Annotated in this window: 10 protein-coding genes; 4 read left to right on the plus strand and 6 right to left on the minus strand. The window is 43.2% G+C overall.

What is annotated here, in order from left to right; translation table 11 throughout:
- The 4 genes from FBQ94_RS12030 to FBQ94_RS12045 form a co-directional block, all read left to right on the plus strand.
- Nucleotides 1–379: hemerythrin domain-containing protein (locus FBQ94_RS12030; protein ID WP_285442159.1), on the plus strand; the 379-nt coding region annotated here is incomplete at its 5' end.
- Between the two features lie 231 nt (nt 380–610).
- Complete coding sequence (locus tag FBQ94_RS12035) at nt 611–2,482, plus strand: chloride channel protein (RefSeq protein ID WP_007221201.1); 1,872 nt, start codon at nt 611–613, stop codon at nt 2,480–2,482.
- A gap of 111 nt (nt 2,483–2,593) precedes the next feature.
- Entirely contained in the window at nt 2,594–3,802 is a 1,209-nt protein-coding gene (locus tag FBQ94_RS12040; RefSeq protein ID WP_007221202.1) for an NAD(P)/FAD-dependent oxidoreductase, read from the plus strand.
- Between the two features lie 38 nt (nt 3,803–3,840).
- Nucleotides 3,841–5,514, plus strand: a complete 1,674-nt coding sequence (locus tag FBQ94_RS12045) for an FAD-dependent oxidoreductase (RefSeq protein WP_007221203.1) — start codon at nt 3,841–3,843, stop codon at nt 5,512–5,514.
- Nucleotides 5,515–5,556: 42 nt separating this feature from the next.
- Here FBQ94_RS12045 and FBQ94_RS12050 read toward each other — a convergent pair whose 3' ends face one another.
- The 6 genes from FBQ94_RS12050 to FBQ94_RS12075 all read right to left on the minus strand — a co-directional run bounded on the left by FBQ94_RS12050 (nt 5,557) and on the right by FBQ94_RS12075 (nt 11,950).
- Complete coding sequence (locus FBQ94_RS12050; protein WP_007221204.1) at nt 5,557–5,862, minus strand: hypothetical protein; 306 nt, start codon at nt 5,860–5,862, stop codon at nt 5,557–5,559.
- Complete coding sequence (locus tag FBQ94_RS12055) at nt 5,862–7,622, minus strand: Hsp70 family protein (RefSeq protein ID WP_007221205.1); 1,761 nt, start codon at nt 7,620–7,622, stop codon at nt 5,862–5,864. Before FBQ94_RS12055 ends, FBQ94_RS12050 begins: the two co-directional genes overlap by 1 nt.
- Before the next feature lie 211 nt (nt 7,623–7,833).
- A complete protein-coding gene (locus tag FBQ94_RS12060) occupies nt 7,834–8,511 on the minus strand; it encodes a nucleotide exchange factor GrpE (protein ID WP_007221206.1) in 678 nt (225 codons plus the stop codon).
- Nucleotides 8,504–8,800 carry a J domain-containing protein gene (locus tag FBQ94_RS12065; RefSeq protein WP_007221207.1) on the minus strand — a complete coding sequence of 99 codons (297 nt, stop codon included), beginning with the start codon at nt 8,798–8,800 and terminating at the stop codon, nt 8,504–8,506. Before FBQ94_RS12065 ends, FBQ94_RS12060 begins: the two co-directional genes overlap by 8 nt.
- 74 nt (nt 8,801–8,874) lie before the next feature.
- On the minus strand, nt 8,875–11,313 hold the full coding sequence (locus FBQ94_RS12070) for a tetratricopeptide repeat protein (RefSeq protein ID WP_007221208.1): 2,439 nt from the start codon (nt 11,311–11,313) through the stop codon (nt 8,875–8,877).
- A 121-nt stretch (nt 11,314–11,434) separates the two neighbouring features.
- Entirely contained in the window at nt 11,435–11,950 is a 516-nt protein-coding gene (locus tag FBQ94_RS12075; RefSeq protein ID WP_007221209.1) for a hypothetical protein, read from the minus strand.

The following is an 11,950-nucleotide window of genomic DNA, read 5'->3' on the forward strand; positions in this document are numbered from 1 at the left end:
GGATTTGCTATTCCCAGCTTTGGTTAATAAGGGTATCTCAAAACAAGGCTGCCCCATAGGAATGCTGACGGCCGAGCACAAGCGCGGCCGGGTGCTCGTTAAAGAATTGGCCGATGCGGCAGATACCTACCAAAGCGGTGATCCCGATGCCAAAAAGGCGGTGGTAAAGAGCCTGAGAGAGCTTGCCGCGCTATATCCCAATCACATTTGGAAGGAAGATTATCTACTGTTTCCGCTAACTAACAAGGTACTAAGTCTGGAGGAGCAGCAAGCCTTGTATCGGCAATTTGAACAGGTGTGGGAACGGGTGGGCCTGGATGTGCATCACCACCTGGAACAGTTTGCCGAAGGGCTTTCCGAAAGTACTCAAGTTTGTTAAAAATTAAGCGGCAAGTTTTTTCTTAAGCCTTTTAGATTTGATTTTGAAATAGCCATCAGCAAGTTTTTCGTTCTTTGGTAATGCACCTATCGAAGAGAATTCAAGCGGAGATAAAGTGATAAACCAAGAGTAAATATTAGTCGCAAAGTATTAAATAATCAGAAGTTGTGCCTGACCCTACTTACGACTTAAAAATATTTTCTTACAAACGTTTTTCAGCAAAATAATGTTATGTTACCATATATCTGGACAAAAATAAGACTATTTTCTCTCAGTAAGACCATATGCTGGCTCAATCGTCAGCAATTCTCCGAATCAGTTGCTCTTGCTGTAATAGCGATACTCGTTGGCCTCACGAGCGGCATAGGAGTATGGCTCTTCAAACAACTGTTTAACATGATATATCGGTATGCATTCGAAGGGATAGATACACCCCTGGGCCTTTTGCATCGCAAAGAAATCGCCCTTCGATTTTTCCAAGATTTGGCAAATTGGGCAGGATTTGACAGCATAGGAGCAATGTTGGGTTCCATAGGAAATTGGATGATCTTCTTTGTACCTGTCATCGGTGGTCTCGCTGTCGGACTGATTTCCCATTTTCTTATTGGTAAGGAACGATATCTGGGCATAGCAGGTATTATGGAATCCGTGGCATTAGGAGGTGGACGGCTGCCATATCGAAAAATACCAACCAAAACAGTTGCCGCTGCATTATCCATCGGTTCAGGCGCTTCAGTGGGTCCTGCGGACCCTTCGGTTCAGATTGGCGCATACTTAGGATCAATGTTTGGGCAACTCTTGCGCCTTTCTGATGAACGAATCCGTGCACTCGTTGCATCGGGAGTTGCAGGGGGGATAGCCGCAGCCTTCAACGCACCTATTGCCGGCATATTCTTCGCTTTAGAGATTATTATAGGCGAACTGAATGTAAACGCCTTTGGGATCGTTACATTAGCAGCTGTGATCTCATCTGTGTTTACTCAGGCCATATCAGGGCCTCAACCTGCATTTCACATCCCTCCCTATGCTTTTAACTCAGTATGGGAACTGCCGCTCTACTTTGGGTTAGGTGTGCTGTCCGGACTCGGTGCGGCATTCTATATTCGGTTGCATCATTTCACGCGGGGTATCTTTGATACATGGAATGCCCCGCGCTGGCTTAAACCAGCAGTTGCTGGTCTCGCCGTTGGCCTCGTTGGAATGCATCTGCCGCAGGTGTTTGGCACAGGCTATGCCACAATTGAAAATATTTTACATGGCAAGCCGATGGAAGTGACTCTCCTGCTTTCGCTGGCGTTAGCCAGACTGGTGCTAACACCAGTTTGCATCAGCAGCGGTTTCCACGGAGGTGTATTTGCGCCTGCCCTTTTTTCCGGTGCCGCGCTTGGAGGCGCTTATGGACTTGTTGCCAAACAGGTTTTTCCTTCTCTCAACATTTCACCGCCTGCCTTTGCGATGGTAGGGATGGCTGCCGTCCTTGCAGGTACGATACATGCGCCGATTACCTCGTTCATCCTATTATTTGAAATGACCCATGACTATCGGATTATTCTGCCACTGATAGCTGCAGTAAATGTTAGCCTGTTTCTTTCATGGCATTTACAACACGATTCAGTATATACCTTGGGACTGACGCGTAAGGGTATACGTCTGCAACGAGGACGCGACATTGACGTGCTGGAAACAATTATGGTAAGTGAAGTCATGGAGACTGAAATCGTTACTTTGCGGGAATCTGATTCGTTGATAGTAGCAACCGATTTGCTTATACGAAAAAGACAGCACGGCTTACCAGTGCTTAATAATGCAGGCGAATTGACTGGTATTATCACTGTGCAAGACATTGACCGCGCTCAGGATGACGATAGCGGCATAGTGCGTACTGTTGGTGAAGTCTGCGCACGAGAGTTGCTCCTGGCATATCCCGACGAGACGATTGGCGCCGCGTTGCGGCGTATCGGAGTGCGCAATGTTGGTCAGTTGCCAGTCGTTGCCCGCAACAGTTTGCATAGTTTAGTGGGTTTACTGCGCAATACTGATATCGCACGCGCCTACGATCTGGCAGTAACCCGCCGTGCGGCGATTCGGCAACGCACGCATTAAGCATATCCTGGAGGGTTTGACGTCGTGAAAACTCTTTGATTCAAATTGGTGGTATAGAAATATTGTTTGTTTCAACCAGAATCGTTTTGGATTTATCCGAAAGTATCAATCATGGAAGTCAAAAAGAATATTGTTGTTATAGGGGCAGGCTATGGAGGAATTACTGCTGCATTGAGGTTAGCAAGGTTGTTCCGTCAGCATCCCGAATATCAGATACATCTCATCGATAGAAACCCTTACCATACGCTCAAGACACAATTACATGAGGCAGCTGTTCGAAAAACAGAGATATCCATTCCTATTGACCGCATTATACAAAGACAAAATATCGTTTTTCATCCTGGAGAAGTAACCAGAATTGATTCCAATGAGCGTATCGTTCATATGGAAAGCGGATCTTTGTCATTTAACTACCTGATAATAGCGCTTGGAAGTCAGGTAAATTTTTACAATATCCCTGGATTGCAGGAAAACTCTTTCCCGCTTCAAACTTTGAGAGACGCTCATCTGATCTGCGACTATATTGGTCAACTCTGTATGCGTGCGGCATCAGAACCGGTTGAAGAGCGGCGAAGAGATATGCTCCGGTTTGTCATCGGCGGTGGTGGTTTGTCAGGAGTAGAATTCGCTGCTGAACTTGCTGACCATGCAGCACAGTGTACCCGTAATTCACGGGTGGATCCCCGTGAGGTTGAAATCATCATTGTTGGACCGGGTAGTCGCGTAGTTCCGAGAATGGATGAATCCTTTGCGACACGTATTCATAAAAAACTCCTTGAAAAAGGTGTAAAAATCATACCAAGATCAAAAATCATAGGCCGGACACCGGACGCTGCAACCCTTTCATCGGGTGAAGTGTTGAAAACAAAAACTTTAATTTGGACAGGAGGCATTCGGGTCAGTGAACTTGCAAGAGAAAGCGGGTTGAAAATCGGAGAATCAGGGCGTATCGTTGTTGATGAGTTTCTTCGGGCAGAAGGTTATCCTTTCATTTATGCCATTGGTGATAGTGCCCTTGCAATAAATCCCTACACAAAAGAACCTGTTCCCGCCGCTGCCCAGTTTGCATTGCAGCAAGGACGATTGGCAGCATACAATATCTACACGGATATTTCTGGAGGTGTGAGGAAACCGTACCATCCAAAGGTCTTGGGTGAGGTGGTCAGTCTGGGAAGGCATCTTGCTGTGGGATGGTTGGCACTCCCCTTCTTGAAGAAAATTACCTTTGTTGGTTTTTTGGGAAGTCTTCTTAAAACAGCCATTCAGGAAAAACACATCTTTCTCTTAAGAAAAGAGAGTAGAAAATGGATAACTTATTAACAAGTTTTCTTTAAGAATTTTTGAATGGAGGTAACGGTATGTCAAATGAGAGTAAACACCTGGTAATCATCGGTGGCGTGGCGGCTGGAATGAAGGCGGCAGCAAAGGCGCGGCGCGAGTTGCCCATGATGAATATTACTGTGGTAACAGATGAACAATACATTTCGTATGCAAGCTGCGGTACGCCGTATTTCATTGGAAATATCGTCAAGGATTCTAAAAAGCTGCTCATCAGAGAGCCTCCGTATTTTAAGAATATGCATAATATTGATGTCCTTACCAGGCATCAAGCCACGTCCATCGATACTAAGTCCAAACAGGTCAAGGTCAAGGGTATTGAAAAGGGACGAGACATTATCTTCAATTATGACAAGCTTATTATTGCCACAGGAGCACAGCCCATTATTCCTCCACTGCCGGGAATTTCACTGGGCAATATCTTTACGCTGAGAACCGTTAGCGATGCATTCAAGATAAAGTCATGCGTAGAGAGCGGGAAGATTAAAAATGCCGTGATTGTTGGCGGTGGGCTCATTGGTCTGGAAATGGCGGAGAATCTTGTATTGAGAGGTATTAAGGTGACGATAGTCGAACTTCTCGACCAAATCCTGCCGCCCCTGGATAAGGATATGGCACTGATTGTCCAAAAGTACCTGGAAGAGAAGGGTGTCGGGATCATCACGTCGGATGGGGTAAAATCTTTTGAGGGAAACGGCGATAGTGCTGTAACAAAAGTAATTACGGGTAAACGACAGTTACTAGCCGATATGGTCATCCTCTCCATTGGCATCAGACCCAATACTAAACTAGCCCAGGAGGCAGGTATAGAGATCGGTACCACACGCGCCATAAAGGTAAATGAGCGGATGGAAACGAATATCCCTGATGTATATGCCATTGGCGATTGCGCTGAAAATATTCATCTCGTAACCGGAAAACCTGTATGGATTGCTTTAGGCTCTACAGCGGCCAAGATGGGTCGTGTTGCGGCAATTAATGCTACAGGCGGCGCCGATACTTTTAAAGGTGTTTTGGGTACGCTGATCGTGAAGGTTTTTGAGTTGAATGTCGGGAAAGTCGGGCTTTCCGAACGGGAGGCAATTAAGGAGGGTTTTAAGATCGAATCCACAATCGTCCCCGCATCTGATATGTCCCATTACTACCCTGGTGCAAAAGACATTATTATTAAACTCATTGCTGATGTAACTACCAGGAAACTCCTGGGTGCGGAGATCGTTGGAGATGGTATCGTTGACAAACGCATTGATATTATTGCAACTGCCTTAACCTTCGGTGCAATGGTTGACCAGGTTTCTAAACTGGATCTGGCCTATGCCCCACCCTATGCCATGGTGATGGATGCCATCCTCGTAGCCGCAAATGTCCTGAATAATAAATTAACAGGAAAGGCAACAGGCATCCTTCCCCAGAAGGTTGCGGAAAAGAGCGACCGAGGTGAGGATTTTATATTGCTTGATGTGAGGACAGATATGGAATACAAGAGCGGTCATATTAAAGGATGTCAATACATCCCACTGGATAAACTGGCATCACGAACCCATGAACTCGATGGCTCGAAGGAAATTATCACTTACTGCCGCAGTGGCTTGCGTGCTGTCCAGGCCTATCGCATCTTGAAAAATGCAGGCTTTAAAAATGTAAAGTACATGGATGGCAGCATCCTGGCATGGGCGTATGGATTGGAGAAATAACCTGGATAACCCCGGAGGGCTCGACCTTTACGCAATTTCCTGTTAGCCATTCTCTTTCTTTATTTGCATAGCACTATACCACATAAGGGCTTCTTTGTATCTTTTTTCACTGACATGCGCCAGGAATGCCAGTTTTGCTGCCTCTGGGGAGTTTTTGAGACGCCATGACCTGAGCGCATGATTGAGCGCATCCTGAGGATTTCTCATCCGTAATTTATTCTTGCTGATTGAGATCTCAGACTCGGCAGCCTGCAGGATTGCCTGTAACGTTTGCAGCTCGCAGCCGCACCGGACGCAGGTGGAGGAATCCGAATTTGTTTTTTTACACGAGGGACATTGAATTTCCATTAGTCCTCCAGATAAAAGATCATGTCTTCAAGGGATGTATTTATTTCACTCAAACGTTTTGTATCGCCGGCGTTTACCGCATCACGACTTTTATCCAGTAAATCGCGTATCTCTTGTGCATCTTCTTGTCCGATAGAATTCAACAATTTTTCTGCCCGTTTGCGGAGGTCTTTTGCTTTCATAAGAAGCGGTTGTTTTTCTGTTTCTTCGCCTTCTACAATTTCAAAGTGAGCATCAGAGACCTCTGCTTCTTCATCTTCAGCCTCATCAGTCAAGAAAGAAGCTATATTCTTTTGAGCTGCTGCAATATCTAAGTGGGTTTTGATATTTTTGGTATCCATCGTCACAACTTTTGAAAGTCCCGTACATTTTTCAATAGCAGTGACCTTCAAGATGCCATTAATATCAAGCTCAAGATTTAATACAATTTCATTTCCCCCCGGAACCTTGCTCAATCCTTTAACGAGAAAATTACCGATGAAGATATTGTCCTCCGCAAGAGGTTCCTCTCCCTGATAAATATTTACATCTACCTCCTCCTGATTATCAGCCACGGTATAAAAAACCTCTCCTTTGCTTACGGGTAAAGGGGTATTTCGCTTGATGATGGGAACAAAGACATCGAGGTGCGTCTGCCCATCGTATTCTCCTATTGCGCTGGTGCCGAAAGTATAGGGAGTAATATCAACCAGGATAGAATGTGTTTTGTAACCGGCAATAACACCACCTTGAATGGCAGCGCCCATGGAAACGATCAGGTCCGGGCTGATTTCATAATGGGGTTCAATCCCGATTTCGCTTTTGATGATCTCATGTACCAAAGGGGTTCGGGTTGCTCCGCCAACGAGAATGATCTTATCTATCTCTCTTGGCAGGATCGATGCATCCTTGAGACACATTTGGATACAATTCAAAGTCTTTTGCAAAAGAGGCCGGATCATTTCTTCGTAGTTACTTCTGGATATCTCTATATCGAGATGCAGATCTTTGTACAGGTACTCTTCCCGTATCCTTGCAAAAGGATGATCGGAAAGCTCCCGCTTGGCCTTTTCTGCGGATACCAGAAGCCGTCTCCTTGCCCGGAGATCCTCGTTTAAATCAATACCGTGCCTGGTTTTGAAGTCCTGTATAATATGGTTAATCAATAACTGGTCAAAATCATCCCCGCCAAGTTTGGTATCTCCATGGCTTGCCTTAACCTCCACAACGCCGTTTTCAACTACCACAAGAGAGACATCAAACGTACCGCCGCCAAGGTCATAAACCAGGAGTTTGTGGTTCTCTATATGCCCTGCATCATATGCAAGGGCAGCGGCAGTTGGTTCATTGATAATCCTGACTACGTCGAGTCCTGCCAATAAACCTGCATCTTTTGTTGCCTTTCTCTGGCGGTCATCAAAGTAAGCCGGAACGGTAATGACAGCTTTCTCTATTGTTTTCCCAAGATACCTTTCTGCGTGCTTCTTTAGCTCCAGGAGAATGAAGGAAGATATTTCCTCCGGGGAAAATTCCTTATTACCCAACCTGACCCGGATGTGTTCTCCCATTTTTCGTTTTATGGATAATACTGTGGATTCAGGGTCTGAGATTATTTGATTCTTCGCCGCCTTTCCGACGATAAGTTTACCGCTTTTGTCAATGCCAACACACGAAGGCATGATGGGATCGCCATCAATAGTAATAACCTTTGGTTTTCCATCCTCCAGGAGAGAAATTTCTGAGTTGGTGGTACCCAGATCTATTCCGACAATTGTTTCCATTTTTAACCTCTTTCATTCATTTTCCGTTTGTGAAAATCTAACCACAGAGGACACAGGGTATTTCTTTCGTGTATTCTGTGGTTTCCTCTGTATATAGGGTAAACCTTTGGGTTTGCATCCTTGCAAGGCTAAAGCCTTGCCCTACATTGACTCTGTTTTTTCATGAGTGGGAGGAGCAGGTTTCGAACCTACCCTTGCTGTCAAAAGCAGCCTAATTTTTTGCTATTCTAACCTCGGCCGGTTTTATGCTATATCCTTTATATAAAAAGCCGGGGGATATTTCTTCTACGACCTGGTTAACTGGATACCTTTCTGTGTGTTCAACGGCAACGGCTGTCATGCATGTAGGATCAAAAGGCATTCCAACCGTTTCTATCCTCATAATTCCTTCCCTGTTTAATAAACTATCTAAATGAGAATAGGTAATATCAAATCCATCTTTAAAACTATTCCATGCATTCCTCCAATTGGTATCGTTTTTAAAGAATGTCTTTTTAGGAGGAGATGATAATCTCTTCTTTAGTCTTTCCATTCTTTCCAACACATCAACCAATAGGATAAAAAGGTGCTTACGCGAGAGGAATTCACTTTCTTCCTTTTCTTTATCCATCTGGTATAGTTTATTTTGGAGGCCAGTAATAGTCTTCTGGAAATCGGACAAGCTTTCTCCGAAACGCGTAAGAACTTCCTGATTCCGCCTTCCTCCCACGCGAAGTTCATTTCTGAAAACGCACAATTCCTGGTAAAATGAATATAAATCTGGTTCCTCAGGCAGGGGATTAACTTCCGGAATCGTGGTTAATTCGCTGATCCATTGTTTAAATTCGCGTTCAATATTGGATTTCCATGATTCAAGATTGCTGTCGGCGTTCGCTACTTCATCATACATTTCCGAGTAACTCCTTTAATGTGGTAAAGTCCGGTGGTTTTCTTTTCCCTGCCCTTTTCATTTGCAGCGATAATGCCTCGAAAGGATGGTTTATGGGGATATCTTTATTGAATAAATAAAATTCTAACCGCCTTTTTTCATCTTTTACCGACTCGTATGCATTTGCTATCTCTTTAAACCGCTCTGGTTCTCTATCAGGTGAATAGATCTTTATTAATTCCAGGTATGCCCTGCGAATCGTTTTATCATCAGCAGTTGGATCGATACCTAATAATTCATACGGTGTCATAGAGTATATTCCTTCATGAAAAAAGCTTATTGTAAAACATAAAGAGGCTAAAAACAGAGAAAAAGAAAGGGTAGCTAACGTTTTCCCCTCCCACGTCCACCCATTGTTCGTTGCATCTCTTCAAATAATTCTTCTAAAATTTCCATATCCATATTCAGGTTCGTATTCGTACCACTCGTGTCAAATGCACCACCATAATTCAGTGTATCCTCTACCTTGAGTATTTCTTCCAACGCCTTGATTCTTTTTCTTAAATCCCGCACCAATTCTCTATTGTTTCTCTTTTCTGCAAGGTGAAGAATGCGATTCAGTTCTTCAATACCTTCTTTTCCTGGCAGACGGCGGCTGTTCATTATTTGTAATTGGTATTTCAAATAGTGAAATTGAGGATCTTCCCTGTCTTTTTCCAGCATTTTTTTGATATATACATCGCCTAATTTATGCGCTTGTTTATCAGGCAAGGCAAAAGAGACAATACCGAGGGCATCATTCCGGGAGCATGGTTTGTCAGAAGCATCAAGAGCATACAGGACAACCCTTTTCATTTCTGCTTTTAACCAGGCAAAACCCAAAGTATTGATATAGCTGTAAATCATCAATAAAGCTACAGCGTTCTCCGGAGTCGGTGGAAGACTCCATTCCCGATCGACTTCTGCGTTCAGTTTTTGCAGAGAAGTATCAGGAAGCTCATAACATCGGGAAATTAATTGAGTGAAGTAAAGAAGAGGAAGTAATTTTTCTGCCTTCCCACGGGCAAGTTGTAACTTTTCATTGGCTGCGTCCTTGTTCTCGTTTTTTAATTCAAGGACAGCCCATCGGGCATAAATATATGCGTATCCTCTATTGAAATCATGGGCATTCGATACTCCATTCTTTAATGCCTTTTCGAATATATTCCTTCCCTGGTCCATCTGTTTTTTATCAAAATAAACACGAGCAGCTTTTAGATAAGAAAAACCAAGATGATCTTTTATGGTGCTGTCCAGAGGATCCCTCTGAGTAGCCTGTTCAAGATATTTCATTCCCTTTATGTATGACTTGCGCTCAACACAACTGACGCCAGCCCGGGTCAGAATGGCTGAATCATCGGGGAAAAGAGGGATTAATCTGTCCAATAATTTATTTGCCTTTGATTGATTATAGGTCTTTTCATATACTTGTAATAATCCCAGATATGCATCCTTGTTATTCTTATCCATGCTTATACTTTTATTGAAATAGTGCTCAGCAAGATGCGCACTCCTCAGAAGGTCTTTATTTTTCCTAACGGGCAACCAGGGGAAAAGGGGAGGTTCTTGCGGTTTCTCAACAGCAAACAACGAACCAAGGCGGAAGTAAACAAGGGATTCCAATTTGTTATTACTACCAAAAACCTTTCTGTAAGTCTCTAAAAAACACTCCCACACCTGAGCGCAGTCGCTGTCATCTTCATCATCATCTACCAGTTTATTTTCAAAAAACAGGCTTTCTGCTTTGCAAATGAGTACCTTCTCAAGATTGTATTCAGGAGAGGCAACCGTATCGTTTTTTAGTAAATCATCGAGATATTTCATTGCTGCTTTGCCGGGTAAATGGTGAATACTATTAAAATAGAACCGTGTAAGTGTACCCGAAATATCGGAACTTTCTTCAGGAAAGGTCTTCATGGTGTTACGGATATGGCAGTAAGAATCGTAGTAACGTCCTGCCTTCCAGAGAGAATCGGCTCTTGGCAGAATGGATACAAGGTCTGGATATCCGGCTACTATACACATTTTTTTTACAAATGATTCATGTATGGTATTTCGATCAATAATTTTACTGTTCAGGAGCGCCATATACGGTTGCGCAATATCCCGTAAGAGTGTATTTGAGGAGATACGTCCAAGGGCTTCAAGCGCCCTCTGATCCTCTTTTTTATAAAAGGCAATGAGTCCCTTAATAAACAATTTCCAGTGGGAAAAAAGAGAATGTACCGCAATTTTCTTTGCCTTTAGCCATGCTTCTTCATATCTTTCTGCGGAAATGTCTTCCAACGCATGCTGTACAGCGCATAATTCTTCGTCTATTTCAGGACAGGCTGATTTTAGCTGGGGAAATTCCTGAAATACGATAACCAGGGCATCGGCTACCCGTGGTAATTCTTGAATATTTGCTAGATTTTTTCCCCGTGATAAGAGATCGGCATATATCCTTGCAACCGCATCATAATCTTTCTTTTTCATGGCAATCAAAATATCCAGAGTCCCTTCGTCTTTATCTCCCGTGAGCGCTTTTATATTATCAATAATTTGAGCTGCATCCGACAATTGTCCGTTTTGGATCATCTGATTTGCCAGACCGTGGTAACATTCCAAAAGTTTGGGAAGATATTTTTCTTTGTCAAGCTTGCAGAGTTCCTTAAAACCGTCTTTCGCCTGGCGAAATTTTTTCTTTTCCAAATCATCTCTTGCCTGTTCTTCTATAATCTCAGGAGAGAAAAACGTTTTTTGATGAACAAAACTTTCCCTCCCTTTATTCTTTCCTTTTGACATAGTACTATTTCCTGCGATATACAAGTTGTTTAAAAATCGGGTAGTAAACAAAGAAGATATACTTTACCTTGATCTTTGCTTGCTTTTGTAAACTGCTCATTACTTCTGGAAGGCAGTATTATTAACCTTTCAATAAATCATATCCTCTTTTATTTGCAAATCCCAGCTTAAAAATTCTATCAGCGAGGGCATCTTTTGTAAGCCTCTTGTTGGCTGTTATATTCATTTTTAAGGATAATTCAAGAAGGGTATCCTTTTTGTGCTTTGTAAGTTGTTCAGGAATCTGCTCTGTGGGTAGTTCCTCCAACTGTTGCTGTAATGCAGCAATATCGATCGCGATGCTTTTAGGCTTTTTTGCCTTTGCTTGTTTTGGGAAAAGGCTTTCGGCAAGAAGAGGCCTGTCTTTTAAGGTTTCGAAAAATGATGCAAGGGTAGTAATGGCGCTGGATATTTGTTCCATCTCAGACGTATCGGGAAAATGATTGATATTTTCCCGTAACGTCTCAAGTTCTTTTCGTATTTCGGAGATACTTTGCATTATTCTTTGCCGGTCTTCATTTCCTGGCAATAACAGAAGGTATTCTTTTATTTGTAGTAATGCATTATTCAGGTTATATTTTTTTCTTATTTTTGCCAT

It is taken from the genome of Candidatus Jettenia sp. AMX1 (genome assembly GCF_030263775.1).
In the GTDB taxonomy this organism is placed as follows: Bacteria; Planctomycetota; Brocadiia; order Brocadiales; family Brocadiaceae; genus Jettenia; species Jettenia caeni.